The sequence below is a fragment of the Massilia alkalitolerans DSM 17462 genome (assembly GCF_000427785.1).
GTDB lineage: Bacteria > Pseudomonadota > Gammaproteobacteria > Burkholderiales > Burkholderiaceae_D > Telluria > Telluria alkalitolerans.
The window spans coordinates 284,414-307,695 of record NZ_ATYR01000001.1; the positions used below are offsets into that span (position 1 = coordinate 284,414).

The 23,282-nt window shown below is 64.6% G+C and carries 25 protein-coding genes; 9 read left to right on the top strand and 16 right to left on the bottom strand.

Annotated features, from left to right (window positions below; genetic code table 11):
* Window positions 1-4 precede the first annotated feature (4 nt).
* From cheZ to flhD, 14 genes are all read right to left on the bottom strand, one after another.
* Window positions 5-643: a protein phosphatase CheZ gene (cheZ, locus tag YWC_RS0101310; RefSeq protein WP_027863756.1), complete on the bottom strand. Its 639-nt coding sequence runs from the start codon at window positions 641-643 to the stop codon at window positions 5-7.
* A gap of 1 nt (window position 644) precedes the next feature.
* Window positions 645-1,040 carry a chemotaxis response regulator CheY gene (gene cheY, locus YWC_RS0101315; RefSeq protein ID WP_027863757.1) on the bottom strand — a complete coding sequence of 132 codons (396 nt, stop codon included), beginning with the start codon at window positions 1,038-1,040 and terminating at the stop codon, window positions 645-647.
* 140 nt (window positions 1,041-1,180) lie between these two features.
* Window positions 1,181-2,242, bottom strand: a complete 1,062-nt coding sequence (locus YWC_RS0101320) for a protein-glutamate methylesterase/protein-glutamine glutaminase (RefSeq protein ID WP_027863758.1) — start codon at window positions 2,240-2,242, stop codon at window positions 1,181-1,183.
* 41 nt (window positions 2,243-2,283) lie between these two features.
* Window positions 2,284-2,877 carry a chemoreceptor glutamine deamidase CheD gene (gene cheD / locus YWC_RS0101325; RefSeq protein ID WP_027863759.1) on the bottom strand — a complete coding sequence of 198 codons (594 nt, stop codon included), beginning with the start codon at window positions 2,875-2,877 and terminating at the stop codon, window positions 2,284-2,286.
* 9 nt (window positions 2,878-2,886) lie between these two features.
* Entirely contained in the window at window positions 2,887-3,753 is an 867-nt protein-coding gene (locus YWC_RS0101330) for a CheR family methyltransferase (protein WP_027863760.1), read from the bottom strand.
* Window positions 3,754-3,834: 81 nt separating this feature from the next.
* Window positions 3,835-4,335, bottom strand: a complete 501-nt coding sequence (locus YWC_RS0101335) for a chemotaxis protein CheW (RefSeq protein WP_027863761.1) — start codon at window positions 4,333-4,335, stop codon at window positions 3,835-3,837.
* Window positions 4,336-4,373: 38 nt separating this feature from the next.
* Entirely contained in the window at window positions 4,374-6,545 is a 2,172-nt protein-coding gene (gene cheA, locus YWC_RS0101340) for a chemotaxis protein CheA (RefSeq protein ID WP_027863762.1), read from the bottom strand.
* Between the two features lie 36 nt (window positions 6,546-6,581).
* The gene (locus tag YWC_RS0101345) at window positions 6,582-6,947 is read right to left on the bottom strand and encodes a response regulator (RefSeq protein ID WP_027863763.1); all 366 of its coding nucleotides are present in this window, start codon (window positions 6,945-6,947) and stop codon (window positions 6,582-6,584) included.
* 84 nt (window positions 6,948-7,031) lie between these two features.
* Window positions 7,032-7,580: a hypothetical protein gene (locus YWC_RS0101350; RefSeq protein WP_027863764.1), complete on the bottom strand. Its 549-nt coding sequence runs from the start codon at window positions 7,578-7,580 to the stop codon at window positions 7,032-7,034.
* Between the two features lie 18 nt (window positions 7,581-7,598).
* Entirely contained in the window at window positions 7,599-8,528 is a 930-nt protein-coding gene (gene motB, locus YWC_RS0101355) for a flagellar motor protein MotB (RefSeq protein ID WP_027863765.1), read from the bottom strand.
* A 52-nt stretch (window positions 8,529-8,580) separates the two neighbouring features.
* On the bottom strand, window positions 8,581-9,435 hold the full coding sequence (gene motA, locus YWC_RS0101360) for a flagellar motor stator protein MotA (protein WP_027863766.1): 855 nt from the start codon (window positions 9,433-9,435) through the stop codon (window positions 8,581-8,583).
* A gap of 137 nt (window positions 9,436-9,572) precedes the next feature.
* A complete protein-coding gene (locus tag YWC_RS0101365; RefSeq protein ID WP_027863767.1) occupies window positions 9,573-10,316 on the bottom strand; it encodes a class I SAM-dependent methyltransferase in 744 nt (247 codons plus the stop codon).
* On the bottom strand, window positions 10,313-10,879 hold the full coding sequence (flhC, locus tag YWC_RS0101370; protein ID WP_027863768.1) for a flagellar transcriptional regulator FlhC: 567 nt from the start codon (window positions 10,877-10,879) through the stop codon (window positions 10,313-10,315). Before flhC ends, YWC_RS0101365 begins: the two co-directional genes overlap by 4 nt.
* Window positions 10,880-10,939: 60 nt before the next feature.
* Window positions 10,940-11,257 (bottom strand): flagellar transcriptional regulator FlhD, encoded by a 318-nt coding sequence (flhD, locus tag YWC_RS0101375; protein ID WP_027863769.1) that lies wholly within the window; start codon window positions 11,255-11,257, stop codon window positions 10,940-10,942.
* A gap of 592 nt (window positions 11,258-11,849) precedes the next feature.
* Between flhD and kynB the strand changes: the two genes are divergently transcribed.
* From kynB to YWC_RS0101405, 6 genes are all read left to right on the top strand, one after another.
* The gene (gene kynB / locus YWC_RS0101380) at window positions 11,850-12,497 is read left to right on the top strand and encodes an arylformamidase (RefSeq protein WP_027863770.1); all 648 of its coding nucleotides are present in this window, start codon (window positions 11,850-11,852) and stop codon (window positions 12,495-12,497) included.
* Window positions 12,494-13,750, top strand: a complete 1,257-nt coding sequence (gene kynU / locus YWC_RS0101385) for a kynureninase (RefSeq protein ID WP_027863771.1) — start codon at window positions 12,494-12,496, stop codon at window positions 13,748-13,750. The genes kynB and kynU overlap by 4 nt, the downstream gene beginning before the upstream one ends.
* Before the next feature lie 7 nt (window positions 13,751-13,757).
* A complete protein-coding gene (kynA, locus tag YWC_RS0101390) occupies window positions 13,758-14,603 on the top strand; it encodes a tryptophan 2,3-dioxygenase (RefSeq protein WP_027863772.1) in 846 nt (281 codons plus the stop codon).
* Window positions 14,604-14,656: 53 nt separating this feature from the next.
* Window positions 14,657-15,778: an acyltransferase family protein gene (locus tag YWC_RS0101395; protein WP_027863773.1), complete on the top strand. Its 1,122-nt coding sequence runs from the start codon at window positions 14,657-14,659 to the stop codon at window positions 15,776-15,778.
* A 61-nt stretch (window positions 15,779-15,839) separates the two neighbouring features.
* The gene (locus YWC_RS0101400) at window positions 15,840-16,391 is read left to right on the top strand and encodes an RBBP9/YdeN family alpha/beta hydrolase (RefSeq protein WP_027863774.1); all 552 of its coding nucleotides are present in this window, start codon (window positions 15,840-15,842) and stop codon (window positions 16,389-16,391) included.
* A 16-nt stretch (window positions 16,392-16,407) separates the two neighbouring features.
* Window positions 16,408-16,806 carry a GFA family protein gene (locus tag YWC_RS0101405; protein ID WP_027863775.1) on the top strand — a complete coding sequence of 133 codons (399 nt, stop codon included), beginning with the start codon at window positions 16,408-16,410 and terminating at the stop codon, window positions 16,804-16,806.
* A gap of 55 nt (window positions 16,807-16,861) precedes the next feature.
* On the opposite strand, the gene htpG is transcribed toward YWC_RS0101405, so the two are convergent.
* The gene (gene htpG / locus YWC_RS0101410) at window positions 16,862-18,781 is read right to left on the bottom strand and encodes a molecular chaperone HtpG (RefSeq protein WP_027863776.1); all 1,920 of its coding nucleotides are present in this window, start codon (window positions 18,779-18,781) and stop codon (window positions 16,862-16,864) included.
* Window positions 18,782-18,939: 158 nt separating this feature from the next.
* Window positions 18,940-19,743 (bottom strand): 3-keto-disaccharide hydrolase, encoded by an 804-nt coding sequence (locus YWC_RS0101415; RefSeq protein ID WP_036212505.1) that lies wholly within the window; start codon window positions 19,741-19,743, stop codon window positions 18,940-18,942.
* A gap of 270 nt (window positions 19,744-20,013) precedes the next feature.
* Here YWC_RS0101415 and YWC_RS31355 point away from each other — a divergent pair, with 270 nt between their 5' ends.
* From YWC_RS31355 to YWC_RS0101435, 3 genes are read left to right on the top strand one after another with little or no spacing between them, the layout of a single operon-like run.
* On the top strand, window positions 20,014-20,928 hold the full coding sequence (locus YWC_RS31355) for an AraC family transcriptional regulator (protein ID WP_169728072.1): 915 nt from the start codon (window positions 20,014-20,016) through the stop codon (window positions 20,926-20,928).
* Window positions 20,912-21,514: a gluconate 2-dehydrogenase subunit 3 family protein gene (locus YWC_RS0101430; RefSeq protein ID WP_027863780.1), complete on the top strand. Its 603-nt coding sequence runs from the start codon at window positions 20,912-20,914 to the stop codon at window positions 21,512-21,514. The genes YWC_RS31355 and YWC_RS0101430 overlap by 17 nt, the downstream gene beginning before the upstream one ends.
* Before the next feature lie 17 nt (window positions 21,515-21,531).
* On the top strand, window positions 21,532-23,271 hold the full coding sequence (locus YWC_RS0101435; protein WP_027863781.1) for a GMC oxidoreductase: 1,740 nt from the start codon (window positions 21,532-21,534) through the stop codon (window positions 23,269-23,271).
* The last annotated feature ends 11 nt before the right edge of the window (window positions 23,272-23,282 follow it).

A 23,282-nucleotide genomic window follows, 5' to 3' on the forward strand; every position in this document is an offset into this window, starting at 1 on the left:
CAAGCTAGAAACCGAGGCTGTCGAGCAGGTCGTCGACCTGGCCCTGGTCGGCCACCACTTCGCTCTTGCCTTCCGGCTTGATCTGCGGGCCGTTGAGCAAGCCATTGTCGATCTCGCGCCGGATCTCGCTCGGCGCGAAGTCGATCAGCACCTGCACCAGCTGCTTCTCGAGGTTCTGGGCGATGCCCGTGATGCGGCCGATCACCTGGCCGGTCAGGTCCTGGAAGTCCTGGGCCATCATGATGTCCATCAGCTGGCCACGCGTCGCGCAGGCCCCGGCACGGGACTCGTCGAGGCCGGCGATGGTACGCTGCGCCAGCGCGCGCCAGTCGGCTTCCGACGCCCCCTGGTCCAGCAGCGCCTGCCAGGCGCCGGCGAGCTCGCCGGAGCGGGTCTCGATCGCATCCTGCACCGGACCGGCGGCGTCGGTGGCGTCCAGCACGCGCTTGGCAGCCTGTTCGGACAGGCGCGCCACGTAGTCGAGGCGATCGCGCGCATCGGGAATGTCGCTCGCCGCCTTCTCGATCAGCTTGTCGAGGCCGAGGCCACGCAGGCTTTCATGCAGCGCGCGCGTCATGTGCCCGATCCGGCTCAGGACCTCGTCGTGGGAGGTCTCGACCTGCGCCGCAGTCTGCTCCGTCATGTCAGCCCGCCTTGTCCATCTTTTCGAAGATCTTGTTGAGCTTCTCGTCCAGCGTCGCGGCCGTGAACGGCTTGACCACGTAGCCGCTGGCGCCGGCCTGCGCGGCCGCGATGATGTTTTCCTTCTTGGCTTCGGCGGTCACCATCAGCACCGGCAGCTTGGCCAGCGCGGGATCGGCACGGATGTTCTGCAGCATGGTCAGGCCGTCCATGTTCGGCATGTTCCAGTCCGACACAACGAAGTCGAAGGGTTCGCTGCGCAGCTTGGCCAGCGCCATCACGCCGTCTTCCGCTTCGTCGACATTGGCATAACCCAGTTCCTTCAACAGATTCCGGACGATGCGGCGCATCGTCGAGAAATCGTCAACAACCAGAAAACGCATCTTTGGATCAGCCATGAATTACTCCGTTTTGAATCTTTTGCTTTGGTTTAGTAGGTGAGCGCTGAACAACACCGCGCGACCGTGGGATCAGCCTCAAGAATAGCATTTTTGTTGCCGTACGGCGATAAAATGGCATCAATACAAGCGCATCCGGATCAAACACGCAACGCCCGGCTGCCCTGCGAGGCCAGGTGCTCGAGCACCATGCCCGGCAAGGCCTGCAAACTGCCTACTTCGTGGGCAGCGCCGAGCGCGATCGCTTCGCGCGGCATGCCGAACACGACGCAGCTTGCCTCGTCCTGGGCAAAATTGTGCGCGCCCGCATTGCGCAAGTCCAGCATGCCGGCGGCCCCGTCCTTGCCCATGCCGGTCAGGATAACACCGACCGCGTTCTTGCCGGCCGCCTGGGCGGCGCTGCGGAACAGCACGTCGACCGAGGGACGGTGCCGGTTGACGGGCGGGCTCTGCTCGATCTTCGTCATGTAGTTGGCGCCGGAACGGGTGAGCAGGAGGTGCGAATGCCCCGGCGCGATGTAGGCGTGGCCGGGCAGCACCCGCTCGTTGCCCTGCGACTCGCTGACACTGATCTTGCACAGCGAATCGAGGCGCTTGGCGAAGGAACTGGTGAAGCCTTCCGGCATGTGCTGGGCGATCAGGATGCCCGGGCAGTCCGAGGGCATCTGCATCAGGAATTCGCGGATCGCCTCGGTGCCGCCGGTGGAGGCGCCGATGATGATCAGCTTTTCCGACGAGATCAGGGGGCTGCGCAGGGCCGACAGCTGCGGCGCCGGGGTACTGCCCGGGACCATGCGCTTGATGCGCGCGCGGCTCGCTGCGCGGATCTTGTCGGCGATGAGTTCGGTGTATTCGCGCATCCCGGTCTGGATCGACAGCTTCGGCTTGGTGACGAAATCGACCGCGCCCAGTTCCAGCGCGCGCATCGTGATCTCCGAGCCGCGCTCGGTCAGCGAAGACACCATCAGCACCGGCATCGGGCGCAGGCGCATCAGCTTTTCCAGGAAATCGAGGCCGTCCATCTTCGGCATCTCGACGTCGAGGGTCAGCACGTCCGGGTTGTGGCGCTTGATCAGCTCGCGCGCGACCAGCGGATCGGGGGCCGTGGCCACGACTTCCATGTCGGGCTGGGAGTTGACGATTTCGCTCATCACGCTGCGGATCAGCGCCGAGTCGTCGACGATCAACACCTTGATTGTCATGTGTCGTCCTTTCAGGTCTTGTTCTTCTGTCGCTGGCACGCTCAGAACAGGTCGATGTCGCCGCCGACCGGTTCGACCTTGAGTCGTTTGGCGTAATCGAGCTCGCGTTTTGCCAGCGTATCGTTCTGGGTCTGCATCAGCTTCTTCACTAGCACCTTGCCGGTCTTGGGGAAGAAGTACACCTTGCGCGGATAGACGTCGTTCAGGTCCGAGGCCAGCACCGGGATGCGCTCGGTCTTCAGGAAGTCCACCACGAAGGAGGCGTTGCGTTCGCCCACATTCATGGCGGTGAAGCCGCGCAGCACGGCGCCGCCGCCGAACACCTTGGCCTCCAGATGCTCGCGGCGCGCGCCCGCCTTGAGCAGGTCGTTGATCAGGATCTCCATGGCGAAGCTCCCGTAGCGCATCGAGGCCGACACCGGGCTGCCGGCGTCGCCGCCGTCGGGCAGCATGAAATGGTTCATGCCGCCCAGGCCGGTGATGCGGTCGCGGATGCAGGCCGACACGCAGGAACCGAGCACGGTCACGATCAGCATGTTCTTGCCGGTGTAGTAGTACTCGCCCGGCAGGATCTTGGCTGCGTCGCAGTCGAAGGTGCGGTCGTAGTAGACGTTGGTGGCGAACTGGTTGTTCATGTCGGTGTCTTAGAACGGGTGGCGGCGCGCGGCCTGATCGAGTTCGTACACCGTCTTGCCGCGCAGGCGCAGCGAATCCGACACGTACAGGAAGTTTTCGGAATGCCCGGCGAACAGCAGGGCATGGGGCTTCATCAGGGGCACGAAGCGCGCCAGGATCTTGCGCTGGGTGTCCTTGTCGAAGTAGATCATCACGTTGCGGCAGAAGATCGCGTCGAACTGCCCTTCCACCGGCCATTCGTTCGCCAGCAGGTTCAGCTGGCGGAAATTCACCAGCTGGCGCACTTCCGGACGCACCCGCGCCATGCCCTCGTTGGCGCCCTTCCCCTTCAGGAAGAAGCGTTTCAGGCGCTCCGCGCCCACCTTGTCGACGCGCTCCATCGGATAGACCCCGGTGGCGCCGACCGCCAGCACGTTGGTGTCGATATCGGTCGCGACGATCTGTACCGGCGGGTTCAGGCTGCCGAAGGCCTCGCAGGCGGTCATCGCGATCGAATACGGCTCTTCGCCGGTGGACGCGGCCGAACACCAGATGGTGAGCGGCTTGCCGTCGCGGCGCTGCAGGCCCGCCAGGTGCTCGGCCAGCAGCGGGAAGTGGTGGGATTCGCGGAAGAACGAGGTCAGGTTGGTGGTCAGCGCATTGGTGAAGGCTTCCCATTCGGTCGCCATGCGGCCGGCTTCCAGGTCGTCGAGGTAGCGCACGAAGGACTGGATCCCGGTGGCGCGCAGGCGCCGCGCCAGGCGGCTGTAGACCATCTCCTGCTTGCTGTCGGCCAGGGATATCCCGGCGCGCTGGTAGATCAGCGCACGGACCCGCTCGAAATCACTGCGCGTGAAATCGAATTCCTTGGCCGTATCGGTTCGTTGCTGCGGCACGTTATTGCCTCTTCGTTGCTATCAGTGTTGCTTGTGCCGGCTGTTCGCACGGTGGGCGTTTTCCGGCCCACCGTACAAAAATCACGCTGCCAGCTTGTCCATCAGGCCCATCTCGCTGGACGACATCAGCTTGTCGATGTCGACCAGGATCAGCATGCGCTCGTCCACCGTGCCCAGGCCGATCATGTAGTCCGAATTGAAGGCGGTGCCCATTTCCGGCGCCGGCTTGATCTGGTCCGGGGTGAGCGTGGTCACGTCCGACACGCTGTCCACCACCATGCCCATGATGCGCCCGCCGATGTTCAGGATGATCACCACGGTGAACTGGTCGTACACCGGGGTGCCCAGCTTGAACTTGATGCGCATGTCCACCACCGGGATGATGATGCCACGCAGGTTGATGACGCCCTTGATGAATTCCGGTGCGTTGGCGATGCGGGTCACGGCTTCGTAGCCGCGGATCTCCTGCACCTTGAGGATATCGATGCCGTATTCCTCGGAGCCCAGGGTGAAGGCCAGGAACTCGCTGCCCGCGCCTTCGATGGTGCCGTCGCCCGGCTTGGTGTTCTGTACAGTAGACATGTTCACGTCCTCTTGGGGTTAATGTTTTGTAAAAAGCTTCACGATACGACGGTGTCGCCGAGCAGCTGGCGCGAGGAGCGCACCAGCGCGGCCACGTCGAGGATCAGGGCGACGCCGCCGTCGCCCAGGATGGTGGCGCCCGAGATGCCGGCCACCTTGCGGTAATTCGCTTCCAGGTTCTTCACCACCACCTGCTGCTGGCCCACCAGTTCGTCCACGAACAGCGCGGCCTTCTTGCCCTCGGTCTCGAGGATCACCACGATGCCCTCGGACGGGTCGGTGATGCGCGGCTGGATCTCGAACATCTGGTACAGCGGGATCAGGGGCAGGTATTCGCCGCGCACCTTCAGCACGCTGCCGCGTCCCGCGATCTCGCGGATGTCCTGCGGCGCCGGCTGCAGCGACTCGACGACGAAGGACAGCGGCAGGATGTAGACCTCTTCGCCGCTCCTGATCGACATGCCGTCCAGGATGGCCAGCGTCAGGGGCAGCGAGATCGAGATCGTGGTGCCAAAGCCGCGCGCCGAGCGGATGTCGACGCTGCCGCCCATCGAGGCGATGTTGCGCTTGACGACGTCCATGCCGACCCCGCGGCCCGACACGTCGGTCACCTGCTCGGCGGTCGAGAAGCCCGGCGCGAAGATCAGCTGCCAGACTTCCTCGTCGCTCATGTTCTCGCTCACCGCGAGCCCGTTCTGGCTGGCTTTGGCCAGGATGCGCTCGCGATTCAGGCCGGCGCCGTCGTCCGAGACTTCGATGACGATGTTGCCGCCCTGGTGGCCGGCCGACAGGAACAGGCGCCCCGCCTCCGACTTGCCGCTGGCGACACGCGCGGCCGGCATCTCGATGCCGTGGTCGATCGAGTTGCGCACCAGGTGGGTCAGCGGATCGACGATGCGCTCGATCAGGCCCTTGTCGAGCTCCGTGGCGGCGCCGTTGGTGATGAAGTCGACCTTCTTGCCAAGCTTGCTGGCCAGGTCGCGCACCATGCGCGGGAAGCGCGAGAACACGAAGTCCATCGGCATCATGCGGATCGACATCACCGCTTCCTGCAGCTCGCGGGTGTTGCGGCCCAGCTGGCTGATGGAATTGAGCAGGCGCTCGTGCGCCATCGGGTCCAGCCCGCCGCTCCTCTGCTCGAGCATGGCGTTGGTGATCACCAGTTCGCCGATCAGGTTGATCAGCTGGTCGACCTTTTCGACCGACACCCGGATCGAGGACGATTCCGCGTGCGGGTCCTTCTTGGCGGCGGCCTTCTTTTCAAGCGCCAGCTCGCTTGCCGTTTCGGACAGCTCGAGCGGTTCCGGGCCCTTCGGCGCGGCAGCCGGCTTCGGTTCACCCGTGATGCCGGCCGCGGCGCGGATCTGTTCGATCGGCTGGAAGAAGCCGTAGCCGCGCTCGTCGTCCGACAGCTCGTCGCCGCCGCTTGCAGCGGCCGCGCCCTCGTCGTCGGCGTCGAAGAAGCCGTAGCCCTGCTGGTCCTCGATGCGCTTGCGCTCGGCGGCCTCGATCGCACGCTGTTCGGGCGTCAAGGCCGGGGCCTCGAAGATCTTCAGGTCTTCCGGATTGAGCACGAAGGAGCAGATCGCGATGATGTCGTCCAGGCTCTCGTGCGTGGTGATGATGATGGCGCTGCGCCCCGCCTCCAGGGGCGTCACCTTGGCGCGCCCCATCAGGCCCAGCTCGTCGACCAGGGCGCTGATGTCGCGCTGCTCGACCGCCGGCAGCTCGATCTTGTAGCGGTGCGCACCTTCGGTCGGGTGGTGCACCTTCGCTTCCGCGGTGAGATAGGACGGCGCCACCACGGGCGCGTGCGGCACCAGGCCTTCGGCCAGGTCGTGCAGCACCATGCGCACGTTGGCGACCGCTTCCTGGTCGACGGCTGCGCCGTGGCGGTGGCCGTCGAGCTGCATCTTGAGGCTGTCCTTGGCCGCCAGGAAGGCGTCCACGTGGTTCGAGGTCAGCGCCATCTCGCCCTTGCGGATGCGGTCCAGCAGCGACTCGAGCACGTGGGTGACCTCGCTCATGTCGGACAGGCCGAAGGTCGAGGCGCCGCCCTTGACCGAGTGGGCGGTGCGGAAGATGGCGTTCAGGTCTTCCGGGTCGGGCGCGGCCACGTCGACTGCCAGCAGCAGCCGCTCCATTTCGGCGAGCAGTTCCTCTGCCTCGTCGAAAAAGACCTGGTAGAACTGGCTGATGTCGATCGTCATGGTGCTGTTTCCTCGATTACCCGGCGCATCATCGGTTCAACCGATGACTTTTTTGACGACCTCGATGAGGCGCTGCGGATCGAAAGGCTTGACCAGCCAGCCGTTGGCGCCGGCGGCGCGGCCCTTGGCCTTCATCTCGTCGGACGACTCGGTGGTCAGCATCAGGATCGGGGTCTTGGCGTAGGTCGGCAGCGTGCGCAGGGTCTTGATCAGCGCCAGGCCGTCCATGCGCGGCATGTTCTGGTCGGTCAGGACCAGGTCCACGCTCTGCAGCTTTGCCTTGTCGAGGCCATCCTGGCCGTCCACGGCTTCCACCACGTTGTAGCCAGCCGCCTTCAGGCTGAAGGCCACCATCTGGCGCAGCGAACTGGAATCGTCGACCGCGAGAATCGTTTTTGCCATGTTTTGCTCCTGCTGTTTTATCCGGTATGTTCCGGTTGAATGTTAAGTGGCGAAGTGTCGTGTTGTTCAGTACAGGCGGCGCACTCAGAAGAGTTCGATGTCCCCGCTCTCGAGGTGCTGCTGTTCGACCGACTTGCGCAGCATGCTGCGCAGCTCGAGCGACTGGATCGCCAGCGCCATGCTGACCTTGCCCAGGCGTTCGACGATCTCGTCGCTGTCGGTTTCCGGTGCGATCTCGGCGCCATGCTCGCTGAGCGTGCCGAGGAAATCGCGCAGGCCGGTCACGCGCCGCAGCGTGCGGTCGATCAGCTGGCTGGTCATGTCCTGGAACTGCATGCTGGTGATGGCCGAGTTCACGTGCTGGCCGATCTCACCGGACATGTCCGCCAGGTTCGCGCTGTCTTCGGCGCTCGGCGTCTCGCCGGCCAGCAGGCGGTTGATCGCTTCCTGGCGCGCCCCGACCGCCGTGTGGATGGCCATGAAGCTGCTGGTCAGCTTGTCGATGGCTTCTTCCAGCAGCAGCTCGGTCTGCAGCAGGTCCGTCTCGACCTCGGTCAGGTGGCGGCGTCCGTGGATGGCCACACCCGACAGCAGGCGCTTGACGTGCGATCCGAGAATCTTTTTTCTTTTCATTTCAAGTCTCCTGCTGGGCTACTTGCCCGCCGCCGCAACCGCCTCGGCTGCCGCCGCGGGTTGCTGCGCCGGCACCTCGAGCGAGGCGGCGTCGCGCTGCACGGCTTCCTCGGTCTTCTTGTTCATGACGATGATGCTGATGCGCCGGTTGATCGGGTTGAACGGGTCTTTGCGGTCCAGGTTGGCGGCCGAAGCCAGGCCCACCACGCGCAGCACCTTGTCGTCGCCCAGCCCGCCGCGCACCAGTTCGCGGCGCGAGGCGTTGGCGCGGTCGGCCGACAGTTCCCAATTGCTGTAGCCGGCGTGGCTGAAATACGGGGTGGCGTCGGTATGGCCCGACAGGCCGATCTTGTTCGGGACTTCGTTGAGCACCATGCCGATGATATTCAGGATCTCTTTCGTGTACGGCTGCAGCTCGGCCTTGGCCAGTTCGAACATCGGGCGGTTCTGCTCGTCCACGATCTGGATGCGCAGGCCTTCGCTGGTGAGGTCGAGCAGCAGCTGGTTCTTGTACTTCTTGAGCAGCGGATTGACCTCGATGACCGATTCGATCTTCATTTTCAGGGACTGCAGGCGCTCGGCCTCGGCGCGCGCGACCTGGGCCTTGGCCGCTTCCAGGTTGTAGGTCTTCGAGGTCGGGTCGATGTCGCCCTTCTTGACCTGGCCGTTGCGGCGGGTCAGGTCCGTGCCGCCGCCCTTGATCACCGACGAGGAGTCGCCGGCGCCCGAGCCGCCCGCCATCGCCACCTTGAGCGGCGTCTTGAAGTATTCCGAGATGCCTTCCAGGTCGCCCTTGGCGGTCGAGCCGAGCAGCCACATGAGCAGGAAGAAGGCCATCATCGCGGTCACGAAGTCGGCGTAGGCGATCTTCCAGGCGCCGCCATGGTGGCCGCCCTGGACCTTCTTGATGCGCTTGACGACGATGGGACGCATGTTGTCGTCAGCCATGGTCCCCTCCTCGCCTCGATTCCTGCAGTTGATCTGAAAGCAGCATCACGCCTTACTTCTTCTTCTTGATGTGCTCTTCGAGTTCGGCGAAGCTCGGGCGCTCGGTCGAGTACAGCACCTTGCGGCCGAATTCGACGGCCAGCGCCGGCGCATAGCCGTTCAGGCTCGCCAGCAGCGTGACCTTCACGCACTGGAACATCTTGGTCGATTCTTCCAGCTTCTGTTCCAGCACGCTGGCCAGCGGAGACACGAAAGCGTAGGCCAGCAGGATGCCGAGGAAGGTGCCGACCAGCGCCTTGGCGATCAGGATGCCCAGCTCGGCCGGCGGCAGGCCCACCGATTCCATGGTGTGGACCACGCCCATCACCGCCGCCACGATACCGAAGGCCGGCAGGCCGTCGCCGACCTTGGCGATCACGTGGGCCGGGATCGCGCCTTCGTGGTGGTGGGTCTCGATCTCGTTGTCCATCAGGTTTTCGATCTGCATCGCATCCATGTTCCCCGACACCATCAGGCGCAGGTAGTCGGTCATGAACTCGACGATGTGGTGGTCGGCCAGCACCGCCGGATACTTGGAGAACAGCGGCGAGGCTTCCGGCGCCTCAATGTCGCCTTCGATCGACATCAGCCCTTCCTTGCGCACTTTCGAGAGCACGTCGAACTGCAGCGCCATCAGCTCCATGTACATGTCCTTGGTGTACTGCGAGCCCTTGAAGATGCCCGGCATGGCCTTCATGGTCGCCTTGACGGACTTCATCGTGTTACCGACGAAGAAAGCGCCCAGGGCCGCGCCGCCGATCATCAAGAGTTCGATCGGCTGCCATAGCGAAGCCAGATGGCCGCCGGCCAGCGCGAAGCCGCCGAACACGCAGAGGCACACGACGATGTAACCAAAAATGACTAACAAGGGAATTCCACTCCAGAAATACCGGGAATGCTCGATCCGGCTGACTCAAATAATAGTGATTTCAGGCAAAGTTGACGCAGGGAACCACTCTAGCGGGAGAATGGCTTACCGGCAAGCAGAAAGGCCGGTTTTGTCGTCTAAAAGTGCCAGATATGAAGGGCCGGGCCGCCCTCTGTGGGATAGACGATACGGTCCGGTGAACGATCGTCAATGATGAATTCGTAACTGAGAAGCAGCGAACCGGGCCGCATTTCGCGCGCCGCCTTGCGCCACAGGGCGTGCATCGCGGCCGGCGACAGGTAGGCGAACACCAGGTCGAATTCGCCGAAATTGAGGGCATCGTAGTCGCCGCGGATGAAACGGGCGCGGCTACGCGCCAGGCGCGCGCGCAGCCGGCTCACCAGCCACGGCAGCGGCGCCAGCTCGATGCCAATGGCCTCGACAGCCGGCCCGCGGCGCGCCAGGTCCAGCACCAGGCCGCCCAGGCCGCTGCCGATGTCGATCACGCGCACCGGTTGCTTATCCGGCAGGAGTCCGGCCACCGCCTCCCAGACGCGCCGGCTGGACGGGTAGTACGGCACCTGGGTGCGGTAGGTGGACCAGTAGAGCAGGAGCAGGAACAGGAAGACGGCCAGGAAGACGGGCGGCGGGATCGCCAGTTGAACGGCGCCGAACAGCGCGACCGGGAACAGCAGCTGGATCGCGCGCCACCAGCTCGCCAGGCTGCGCCACCAGGTCAGGCCGGCGGCGGCCAGCCCCTGGATCAGGGCCACGGACAGATAGGACATCGGGATGCCGGCCCTGGCCAGCAGCCAAGTCACGGCGAGCGTCAGGGGAAACGCGGCAATTTGCAGCAGCAGCGCCGCAACGGCGGGTTTCACTCGCCCTGCTTGGCCGCAGCAGCGGCCGCGTCCTTGGCATCCTTGGCCTTGCGCGTCTTGCCTGCGCGCGAAGGCATGTGGCACAGGCCGCACAGATAGCCGGCGTTCAGGTCGAGGGCGTTGACGACGTACTTGCCCTGGCATTTCTGGCACGGGGCCAGCACCAGCATGCCGCTCTGGAAAAAGCGCACCAGGGTCCAGGCGCGGGTGAGCGACAGCAGCGGCTCTTCGCCGGGCTCGGGCGGCATCTGTTCGAGGTAGAGTTGGTAAGCCTTCATCACCGCCTGGATGCCGCTGGCGCCGGCATGTTCGACCAGAAAGTGATGGATGTTGATGAACAGCGAGGAATGGATGTTGGGCTGCCAGGTCAGGAACCAGTCGGTCGAGAACGGCAACATGCCCTTGGGCGGAGAGACGCCCTTCAGTTCTTTATACAGCTTGAGCAGGCGCTCGCGCGACAGCGAGACTTCGGTTTCGAGCAGCTGGAGGCGCGCCCCCAGGTTGATCAGTTCGATCGCAAGCTGGATTTCCTGCGCTTCCGATACGACACTCTTCTTGCTCATTGCTACTCCCGCCCGTATTGCTTGCCGTGCAGCCCCGACGGGACCGCCTCAAGCGGGATTTTATACGATCTCTTCAACAGGCTGGCCGGCCATCAGGATGGCGGCGTGCGACTGGGCCAGGCTGCGTTCCTTGGTGTGGCTGGTCAGCATCGACAGGATGGCGGTGTCGTCGAAGCGGAAACGGGCCAGCATCATGTTGCCGCTTGCCAGCTTCAGGATCTGGGCGTTGCTCATGCCTTCGATCAGCTCGGCGATGTCGGCGGAGATGCCGAGACGGAAAATGGCGGTGACTTTATCGGCGCGGATCATCTGCTGGGCCAGCATCAGGTAGCTCAGGTTGGCGTCGCGGATTTCAGCCATCATGTCGTTCATCGTCATTTTTCTATCTCTCCGTATCCGTTGATCGGCGCTCAGTTGCTACTGAGGTGTTGCCGTTGAGATAGATTCTGACCGTGAGGAAACTTTTTCGGTATTGGACGAACTCTGTATTTTTCGTCCGCGAAATGACGGCATGACCCGTAGGAGTTTGTCTGACAAACCCTGCTGGATCACTCTGGCGCCCCTATGAAAACGAGGCTTGGGGAGGTGCGGAAAATCTGCCGAATTGTGTGCGCTCGACACCGCTTCTGTCGTGCGCTTGATACGGTTTACGTCAAACTTTCGGAGAACTTTAGGGTTTTCGCGAAATATTTTTTCAAATCTTGCTGCCCTTCTCCACTCCATTAACGGAGCGCCTGACGAGAACTTGAGGGTTTGTCGAAAATATTTTTTCAAGACCCTTTACCGCGCTTCTGGTACGGGTAACGGCAGCGGTTTGGAGAACTTTAGGGTTATTGAGAAAGTTTTTTGAAAAATTTTTTGTGCTCCAAAAAGTTATCGGCAAGCCAACAAAGGCAGGCGGCAGGCCCGGGAACTTGCTACACTGCGAGACTAGCAAAAGCTTCAAGCCTCAACCAATTCAAGGCATTGCATGGAATCTTTACGCATCTGGGATATCAGCCCGACGATATCGAACGGCATCCCCGTCTGGCCCGGCGACACCCCCTTCGAGGCCGCTCCGACCTGGGAGATGGAGGACGGCTGCCCGGTCCGCGTCAGCCGCATGACCATGACCACCCACCTCGGCGCCCACGCCGACGCCCCCAGCCACTATGACCCGGCCGGCAAGTCGATCGACCAGGTCGACCTGCTGCCCTACATCGGCGCCTGCCGCGTCATCCACTGCACCGGCGTGACCACAGTCGAGCCATACCACCTCGAGGGCAAGCTCGACGGCGTGCCGCCGCGCGTGCTGCTGCGTACCTACGCCAGGGCGCCCCGGCAGGCCTGGGACCCGGCCTTCCCCGCCATCAGCCCGGCCGCGATCGCGCTACTGGCCAGCCGCGGCGCGATCCTGGTCGGCACCGACGCCCCTTCGCTCGACCCGCAGGATTCGAAGACCCTGGACGCCCACCACGCGGTGCGCGCCGGCGGGATGGCGATCCTGGAGGGCATCGTGCTGGACGAGGTCCCCGAGGGCGACTACGAGCTGGTCGCCCTGCCCCTGAAATTCGCCGGCATGGACGCCAGCCCGGTGCGCGCCATCCTGCGTCAATTACCCATGAAGGAAGCTGCATGACCGCTGTAACGACACGCGCCGACTGCGTCGCGCGCGACCAACGCGACCCGCTGCGCGCCCTGCGCGAGCGCTTCGACCTGCCCGACGGCATCATCTACCTCGACGGGAATTCGCTCGGCGCCCGGCCCAAGGCCGCCCTGGCGCGCGCCCAGGAAGTCGTCAGCCGCGAGTGGGGCCAGGACCTGATCAAGAGCTGGAACACGGCCGGCTGGTTCGACCTGCCCAAGCGCCTCGGTAACCGCCTGGCGCCGTTGATCGGCGCAAACGAGGGTGAAGTCGTGGTCACCGACACCACCTCGCTCAACCTGTTCAAGGCGCTGGCCGCGGCGCTGCAACTGCAGGCTGAAGGAGCGGGGGCCGGACGGCGCACCATCGTCACCGAACGCAGCAACTTCCCGACCGATATCTACATGGCCGAAGGCCTGACCCAGTGGCTGGATCGCGGCTACCGCGTGCGCCTGGTCGATTCGGTGGACGAGATCCCGGCGGCAGTGGACGCCGACTGCGCGGTGCTGATGCTCACCCACGTCAACTACCGCACCGGCTACCAGCACGACATGGCGGAGCTGACCCGCCACGCGCACGCCGCCGGCGCGCTGGCGGTCTGGGACCTGGCCCACTCGGCCGGCGCGGTGCCGGTCGACCTGCATGCGGCCAACGCCGACTTCGCGGTCGGCTGCACCTACAAATACCTGAACGGCGGCCCCGGCGCCCCGGCCTTCATCTGGGTGCCGCAGCGCCACCAGGCGGCGTTTGCCCATCCGCTCACAGGCTGGTGGAGCCATGCGAAGCCCTTCGCCATGTCGCACGGCTTCGCGGCTTGCGAAGGTATCGGGCGCGCGCTGTGCGGCACCCAGCCGGTGCTGTCGCTGGCGCTGGTCGAGTGCGGGCTGGAGGTGTTCGAGGAGACCACGATGGCGGCCATCCGCGAGAAGTCCTTGGGGCTGACCGACCTGTTCATCGAGCTGGTCGAGTCGACCTGCGGCGACCATCCGCTCGGCCTGGTGACGCCGCGCGAACACGCGCGGCGCGGCAGCCAGGCCAGCTTCACCCATCCGCATGGCTACGCCGTGATGGCGGCACTCATTGCCCGCGGCGTGATCGGCGACTACCGCGAGCCGGAGATCATGCGCTTCGGCTTCACCCCGCTCTACACCAGCTTCGCCGACGTCTGGGATGCGGTGGCGATCCTGAAGGATATCCTCGACCGCGAGGCCTACGATACCCGGGCCGAACGCAGCGCAGTGACCTGAGGTCGACATGGACGACAAAGCCAACCCCAAGCCGGCCGAATGGCACGGCGCCAAGCTCGATTTCAAGGAATCGATGAGCTACGGCGACTACCTGGGCCTCGACCAGATCCTGTCCGCCCAGCACCCGCTCTCGCCGAACCACAACGAGATGCTGTTCATCATCCAGCACCAGACCAGCGAGCTGTGGATCAAGCTGATGCTGCACGAACTGCAGGCAGTGCGACGCCACATCAAGGAGAGCAACCTGCCGCCGGCCTTCAAGATGCTGGCGCGCGTGGCCCGCATCATGGACCAGCTGGTGCATGCCTGGGACGTGCTGGCGACCATGACCCCGCCCGAATACACGGCGATCCGCCCCTACCTGGGCGCGTCCTCGGGCTTCCAGTCCTTCCAGTACCGCGAGCTCGAATTCATCCTCGGGAACAAGAACCCGAACCTCTTGGGCGTGCACGAGAAGTCGCCCGAGGCGCATGCCATCCTGGACCGCGAGCTGCACGCGCCTTCGGTCTACGACGAGGCGGTGATGCTGCTGGCGCGCAGCGGCTTCACGATCGCGCCGGAGCGCCTGTCCGCCGACTGGACCCGGCCGACCGTGGGCGACGAGAGCGTCAAGGCGGCCTGGCTGGCGGTCTACCAGGCTACCCAACACCACTGGGCGCTGTACGAACTGGCCGAGAAGCTGGTCGACCTGGAGACCGCCTTCCGCTTCTGGCGCTTCCGCCATGTGAGCACGGTCGAGCGCATCATCGGCTTCAAGACCGGCACCGGCGGCACTTCCGGCGCCAGCTACCTGCGCAAGATGCTCGACGTGGTGCTGTTCCCGGAGTTGTTCGCTCTGCGAACTGCGTTGTGATTCCAGCAGGCCCGGCGGTGTATGATCGCATTGTTCCATAACCTAAAGAAACAATGCAATCCGCGCCGCCTGCGCTCGCGCAGCCCTTTTCCGTCTATCTCGACCTGACCCGCTTCCTCGCTGCGGTCATGGTGGTGCTCGCCCATGTCGAGTACTTCGGGGTCATCCCGAAAGGCGCCTGGGGCCTGGTGCCGGAAATGGGCCGCGAGGCCGTGATCGTGTTCTTCGTCCTGTCCGGCTTCGTGATCGCGGCGACGACCGCGCAGCGCCGGCCGTCCGCGCGCGCGTATGCGGTGGCGCGCCTGTCGCGCCTGTATTCGGTGGCGCTGCCGGTCCTGCTGCTGGGACTGGCCTGTGCATTGGCCGTGCGCGCCTTCACCGACCTGGTCCCGCCCTATGGCTACGTGCTCGACAAGTTGTACGTGTACGTACCATTCCACCTGCTCTTCCTCGGCCAGCACTGGACCCTGGGCGAAGTGCCTCCCTACATGGAGCCGTACTGGTCGCTTAACTACGAGGCCTGGTACTACCTGCTGTTCGGGCTGGCCTGCTACCTGCAGGGCCGCCGCCGCATCGCCCTTGTGGGACTGGCGCTGCTTGTCATGGGCTACAAGCTGTGGCTGCTGCTGCCGGTGTGGCTGGCCGGCGCCTGGCTGTACCGGCGCAGCCATGGCCCCTGGCTCGGCCGCAATGCGGCCCGGGCCGGATGGCTGGCCAGCCTGGTGCTGCTCGCCGCCTGGGTAGGCCTGCGCCTGGAAGAGCCGCTGCGCATGGCCGGCATCGCCTGGTGGCCCTTCTCCGGGCTGCCACTTGGCAGTGCCGACCGCTTCCTCGGCGACTATGTGGTCTGCGCCATCGTCCTGCTCAACTTCGCCTGCGCGCGCGATGCCGGCTTCACGGCGCTTGAGCGCATCGCACCGGCGGTGCGGCTGCTGGCCTCGTACACCTTCACGCTCTACCTGTCGCATGCGATCGTCATCGGGCTGTGGCTGGCGGTCTACCCGCACGAGCGCAGCTCTGGTGCGGCCCTGCTGGGCCTCGGCGCGGCGATCGTGGCGACCACCTTCGCCCTCGGCGCGCTCACCGAACACCGCCGCCATCTATTCCAGGCCCTGTTCGCGCGGCTGCTGGCGCCGCGCAGGCCCTTGGTCGCGGCTGAAAAAACCGGAGCCTGAAACCGGCCTGCCGCTTTCGACGTACAATCGCCGTTCATCTTTTCCTAATGGCGGAGGCGCGATGAAGTGCGACGTACTGATCCTGGCAGGCCTGTGGAATTCCGGTCCCGAGCATTGGCAGAGCCAGTGGCAGGGGCGCTATCCCGCCTGGACCAAGGCCCAGCACCGCGACTGGAACTGCCCGGACCGCGACGAATGGGTGGCCGAGCTGGACGCCGCCATCGCCGCCTGCAAAGGCGCGCCGATCCTGGTCGCGCACAGCCTCGGCTGCATGCTGGTGGCGCATTGGGCGGCCAGCCGTTCGCCGCTGAAGGTGGCCGGCGCCTTCCTGGTGGCCCCGAGCGACGTCGAGGCGCCGAGCTATCCGGCACCGAGCAACGGCTTCGCGCCGATTCCGCTCGCTCCCCTGCCCTTTCCCAGCATGGTGCTCGCGAGCGGCAACGATCCCTACCTCACCATGCCACGCGCCACCGCCTTCGCCCAGGCCTGGGGCAGCCGCCTGGTGCACATTGGCGAGGCCGGCCACGTAAACGCGGATTCCGGCCACGGTCCCTGGCCCGAGGGGGAGCGCCTGCTGCAGGAGTTCTGCGACCAGATCGGGCATACGACGTGAGCTTTCTGGCCACAGCATGAAGACCTACCACGGCAGCTGCCACTGCGGCAGCGTGCGCTTCGAAGCCGACATCGACCTGGGTGCCGGCACCATCAAGTGCAACTGCACGATCTGCAGCAAGATGCGCTTCTGGGCGGCGCAGGTGTCTTCCTCGGCATTCCGCCTGCTCGCCGGTAGCGATACCTTGCGCGAATACCGCTACCACACGCGCCGCGATGCGCATTACTTCTGCGGGCACTGCGGCATCAACACCTTCTCGACCGGCGACTCGCCGGCGCTGGGCGCCTTCCACGCGGTGGTGCTGGCCAGCCTGGACGACCTGCCGGTCGAGGAACTGCTGGCCGCCCCGGTACGCTACCTGGACGGGCGCAACGATAATTGGGTGACGCCGCCCCTCGAAACCCGCCACCTCTAGGCGAAAAAAAACCGGGGCGCGAAGCCCCGGTTCGGTGTGCAGCTGATAAAGACGCTTACTTCGCGGTCGCCAGCAGCATCTCGTTCAGGCGTTTCACGAAGGAAGCCGGATCGCTCAGGCTGCCGCCTTCGGCCAGCATGGCCTGGTCGAACAGGATGTGCGACCAGTCGGCGAAGCGCGGGCCGCTCGCGTCCTCGTACTTCAGGCGCGTCACCAGCGGGTGGTTCGGGTTGATCTCGAGGATAGGCTTCGATTCCGGCGCGTTCTGGCCGGCCGCCTTCAGCATGCGCAGCAGGTTACCCGACAGCTCGTTCTCGTCCGCGACCAGGCAGGCCGGGGAATCGGTCAGGCGGAAGGTCACGCGCACGTCCTTGGCCTTGTCGCCAAGCGCGCCCTTCATCTGCTCGACCAGTTCCTTGTAGCCGGCTTCGGTCTCGGCATGTTCCTTTTTCTCGGCCTCGTCTTCCAGCGCCCCCAGGTCCAGGCCGCCCTTGGCGACCGACACCAGTTCCTTGCCTTCGAACTCGCTCAGGAAGGACAGCATCCACTCGTCGACGCGGTCCGTCATCAGGAGCACTTCGACGCCCTTCTTGCGGAAGATTTCCAGGTGCGGGCTGTTCTTCGCGGCGCTGTAGTTGTCGGCGGTGACGTAGTAGATCTTGTCCTGGCCTTCCTTCATGCGCTTGACGTAGTCGGCGAACGAGACGTCCTGCGCGTCCGACTCGCCGGCGGTGGAGGCGAAGCGCAGCAGCTTGGCGATGCGGTCCTTGTTGGTCGCGTCCTCGCCGATGCCTTCCTTGAGCACCTGGCCGAATTCCTTCCAGAAGGTGGCGTATTTATCCTTGCCGGCCTGCTCTTCCGAATTCGCCATCTCTTCCAGCATGCCCAGCACGCGCTTGGTCGAGCCTTCGCGGATCACCTTCACGTCGCGCGATTCCTGCAGGATCTCGCGCGAGACGTTCAGCGGCAGGTCGCTTGAATCGATCACGCCCTTGATGAAGCGCAGGTAGGTCGGCATCAGCTGCTCGGCGTCGTCCATGATGAACACGCGCTTGACGTACAGCTTGATGCCGGCACGCTTGTTGCGGTCCCACAGGTCGAATGGGGCATGGCCCGGGACGTACAGCAGCTGGGTGTACTCGCTACGGCCTTCGACGCGGTTATGGGTGTAGGCCAGCGGGTCCTGGAAGTCGTGCGAGACGTGCTTGTAGAACTCGTTGTACTGTTCTTCGGTAATGTCGCTCTTCGAGCGCGCCCACAGCGCGCTGGCCTGGTTGACGGTCTCGAATTCGTCCTTGAGGACGGTCTGCTTCTTCTCCTCGTCCCACTCTTCCTTCTGCATCACGATCGGCAGCGAGATATGGTCCGAGTACTTGCGGATGATCGACTTCAGCTGCCAAGCGGAGAGCAGCTCTTCCTCGCCGGCGCGCAGGTGCAGGATCACGTCGGTGCCGCGGCCCGGCTTCTCGATCTGCTCGACGCTGTAGTCGCCCTCGCCGGTCGACTCCCAGCGCACGCCGTCCGAAGCAAAGGCGCCGGCGCGGCGGGTGTTGACGATGACGCGGTCGGCAACGATGAAGGCCGAGTAGAAGCCGACGCCGAACTGGCCGATCAGGGCCGCGTCCTGCTGCTGGTCGCCCGACAGCTTGCTGAAGAATTCCTTGGTGCCCGACTTGGCGATGGTGCCCAGGTGCGAGATGACTTCGTCACGGCTCATGCCGATGCCGTTGTCCGAAATCGTGATGGTGCGCGCGTCCTTGTCGAAGCTGACCTTGATTTTCAGCTCGTGGTCGTTGCCGTACAGGGCGTCGTTGTTGATCGCCTCGAAGCGCAGCTTGTCGGCCGCGTCGGACGCGTTCGAGATCAGTTCGCGCAGGAAGATCTCCTTGTTCGAGTACAAGGAGTGAATCATGAGCTGCAACAGCTGTTTTACTTCTGCCTGGAAGCCAAGGGTTTCTTTTTCGGCAACTGCCATCTTGTTCCTCGTGGGTGGGTCTAATAAAGGGTTAAAAACAAACGGACTGCTGCAATATAAGGACACCAACAAGGATTTCAAGGCCCCGCCATTGCAGCAATGTTGCAATTATTTTAACCTACCCGCCCGCGCGGCTTATTCCCTACTGGGATAGGTTCTTATAGCGGCCTGACCTGGATGTTGCGGTAGAAGGTCTCCGCGCCTTCCGACTGCAGCGAAAACTTCCCGCGCGTGTGCGGCAACATCTTGCCGGCCACGTCCTGGCGCGGATTCTCGGCGCGCAGCACTTCGACGCCGTTGACGATGTGGACCAGGGTCTTGCCGTCGGCGATCACTTCCAGCGTGTTCCACTCCCCGGTCGGCTTCTCGGGGTTGCCCTTCTTGAGGATGCGCGCCTTCAGGCCGGTGCGCAGCGGCAGCGAGGGCTCGTAGCGGTAGAACTTCCAGTCGCCCTCGTTGGCGTCGCCCACGTGGGCATCGACCGTCACGCCGTCCAGGCTGTGGTAGTCGCCGGTATCGCCCTCCTGGATCTGCGCTTCGTGGCTGCGCATCCAGTGCCCGCTCTCGGCGCCTTCCGGCCCGACCGCGTAGTACAGCAGCCCGCTGTCGCGCGGCAGGTCGAGGCGTGGCGCCCACTTCTTGCTGCCCCACTTGAACTCGAGCTTGAGGTGGAAGTTCTCGTATTCTCCGAGCGTGCTGATGGCGCCCCACTCCTCGCCCGACACGCGCAGCATGCCGTCCACCACCGAGAACACCTTGCGCGGATCCTTGTTGAGGCCGCGACTCGAGGTGGGTGCCTTCATGTTCGGGGAAGTCGGCTGCATGCTGATCCAGGTCGTCCACCCGGACAGGTCGCGGCCGTTGAACAGCGAGGTCCATCCGGCCTCGGCCGCCTGCAGCGGCGCGCACAGGGCCAGGGCGGCGGCCAGCAGGCCGGCTCTGGCAAGTGAATAGCGGGTCATCGACAGTCTCCTTCTCTTATAAATATGCGCCTGGCCTGAACAAGCCTTGCGGCGCCGCGGGCAGCCCGTCCGTACGGGCGAAGTGAATCTAGCATGGCCATGTGTGTTAGCGCTACCACACAAACCCATCTTGCCGAATTCCTTATAAATTTTTCCGATTTATTGACACTCTTAAACATTTCCGAATGCTAGTATTTCCCATATAAGCAGCCAGGCGTGCCGATGGTGTTAGCGCGCACATGGCTGATCACAAAAGCGGAGACAGGCAGGATGAGCACAATTGTCGTTGGCATGGGCATGGTCATTGCCATGGGCTCGGGCAGCGAGCCCGGCGAGCGCAAGGAGCGCCAGCGCACCCGGCGTCCCGCCTCCGTGGCCAGGCCCTGCGCCTCTGCGGCACGGGAAGAATGCGCCGGTTTCTTCGCCGCGCACGGCATCTCGACCCCAAGCACCCTGTTCGATACGCTCTCCGATACCTATTACTTCGCCAAGAACCGGGCCGGCCAGTTCGTCTGGGGCAACCGCCTGCTGCAGGAACAGCATGCGCTGGCGGACGTCAAGGACATCCTCGGCAAGACCGACCACGACTTCTTCCGGCGCGACATCGCCGACCGCATCCGCGCCGACGACCTGGCCGTGATGGAGACCGGCGTCACCGTCAAGAACAAGCTGGAGGTGATCGACGGCGGCAACGGCGAACTGACCTGGCTGTTCACGACCAAGGCCCCGATCCGCAACCGCGAGGGGGCGATCGTCGGGATCGAAGGCTTTTCGCGCGACGCCCGCCGCTCGCAGGACGCGATCGCGCCCTTCCACGAATTCAAGGCCTGCATCGAGTACGTGCAGGAACACCTGAACGAAAACATCAGCATCGACCACCTCGCCAAGCTGTCCTGCATGTCGCTGTCGACCTTCGAGCGCAAGTTCAAGGAGCACTTCTCGCTCACGCCCAAGCAGTACGTGCTGCACATGAAGGTCCACGAAGCCTGCCGCCTGCTCCCCGGCGCCAACAGCATCGCCCGGGTCGCGCTGGCGACCGGCTTCGGCGGGCAGAGCTACTTCACCAAGCAATTCCGCAGCATCGTCGGGATCACGCCCAAGCAGTACCAGCTGGCGCTGGCGGCTGGACGGGCCGGGAATGCCCCATCTTTTCACCGAAAAGGAAACCATGTTGAAGCCTCTTGATCCTCGCGCCCGGCAAAGGCGCTCGGCCCTGCTGCGCCTGGGCGCCCTGTGCGGCGTCACCGGCTTGTCCGCCCTCCCGTCCAGCGGCGAGGTGCTCGCCGCCGTGGCGGCAGCCGGCAAGGGCGCCGCCTACGAGCCGGTGCTGCTCACGCGCGACGAGCTGCTGCTGACCGGCGTGCTGGCCGAGCTGATCATCCCCAGGACCGACACCCCGGGCGCCCTGGCGGTCGGCACGCACCGCACCATCGACCACCTGCTCAAGGTGTGCGCCCTTGCGCCCGAGCAGGCGCGCTTCAAGGCCGGGCTGGCCCGCATCGAGGCGGTGGCGCAGGCGCAGGGCGGCAAGCGTTTCACGGCGCTGCCGGCGGCGCGCCAGGTCGCGCTGCTGCGCGCGCTCGACGCCGGCAGCGCGCCCTTCGAGGGCGAAGACCAGGGCTTCTTCCGCCAGCTGAAGGGCTACGTCGCTTTTGCCTACTACACCTCGGAAGCCGGCGCCACGCGCGAACTGGCCTACCTGCCCATCCCGGGCGGCTTCCAGGGCAACTACAAGCTCACCCGTTCCAGCCGCGGCTGGGCGATCCAATAAACCCGACACCAGGCCCCATGGAACCCGTCTCCTCCTTCTATATCAAAAGCAGCCCGGAACAGTTCGACGCGATCGTCGTCGGCTCGGGCATCACCGGCGGCTGGGCCGCCAAGGAATTGACCGAACGCGGACTTAAGACCCTGATGGTCGAGCGCGGCCGTCCGGTCGAGCATGGCATCGATTACATCGGCGAAAACAAGGACCCGTGGACCATGCCCAACCGCGGCCGGGTCGACGCCACGGTGGCCGACGAGCAGTACCCGGTCCAGAAACAGTGCTACGCTTTTGATGAGCACACCAAGCAGTTCTTCAACAACGACCGCGACATGCCGTATTCGACACCCGCGGGCCGTCCGTTCAGCTGGATCCGCGGCAACCAGCTGGGCGGCAAGTCGCTGATGTGGGCGCGCCAGTCCTACCGCTGGAGCGACCTGGACTTCGGCGCCAACCTGAAGGACGGCCACGGCACCGACTGGCCGATCCGCTACGCCGACCTGGCGCCCTGGTACAGCCACGTCGAGCGCTTCGTGGGCATCAGCGGCAGCAAGGAAGGCCTGGCGGTGCTGCCGGACGGCGAATTCCTGCCGCCTTTCGAGTTCAACACGGTCGAAGCGGCGCTGAAAAAGAAGTTCGACGCCATGTATGCGCCGGCGCGCATGATCATCGGCCGCACCGCGAACCTGAACAAGGCCAGCGACGAGCACCTGGCCCAGGGCCGCGCCCCCTGTCAGGCGCGCAGCCAGTGCCACCGCGGCTGCTCCTTCGGGGCCTACTTCTCGACCCAGAGCTCGACCCTGCCGGCGGCGCTCAAGACCGGCCGCCTGCGCGTCGCCACCAATGCCATCGTGCACAGCGTGATCTACGACGCCAGGACCAACCGCGCCACCGGGGTGCGGGTGATCGATGCCGAAACCATGGAGACGCGCGAATTCCACGCCAAGGTGGTCATCCTGTGCGCCTCGACGCTGGCCTCCACCGCGATCCTGCTGAACTCGACTTCAAACGCCTTCCCCACCGGGCTGGCCAACTCGTCCGGCGTGCTCGGCCACTACCTGATGGACCACCTGTGGGCCGCCGGCGCCAGCGGCCGGGTCGAGGGTTTCGAGAACGACTACTACCGCGGCCGCCGTCCCACGGCCCCCTACATCCCGCGTTTTCGCAACGTGGTCGACCAGCACCCTTCTTTTGTGCGCGGCTATGCGCTGGCGGGCGGCGCCGCGCGCGACGGCTGGCAATCGGCGGCCTGGAAGCCAGGCTTCGGCAAGGACTTCAAGGCCATGCTGAGAAAACCCGGCCCCTGGCACTTCAGCCTGGGGGGCCAGGGCGAGATGCTGCCGCGCTTCGAGAACATGGTCAGCCTGCACCCGACCAAGAAGGACAAATGGGGCATCCCGCTGCTGCACATCGACATCACCCACGGCGAGAACGACCGCAAGATGCGCGAGGACATGGCCGATACCGCCGCCAACATCCTCGAGGACCTCGGCGTCAAGGACGTGAAGAAGCGCATGCTGACGGAAGCCGAATACCCGCCCGGCCTGGCGATCCACGAGGTGGGCACGGCGCGCATGGGCCGCGACCCGAAGACCTCGGTGCTCAACGGCTTCAACCAGGCCCATGACGTGCCAAATTTGTTCGTCACCGACGGTTCCTCGCTGGCGTCCAGCGCCTGGCAGAACCCTTCGCTGACCTTCATGGCGCTGACCGCGCGCGCCTGCGCCTATGCGGTGGACCAGCTGAAAGCCGGAAAAATCTGACAAGAACGGAG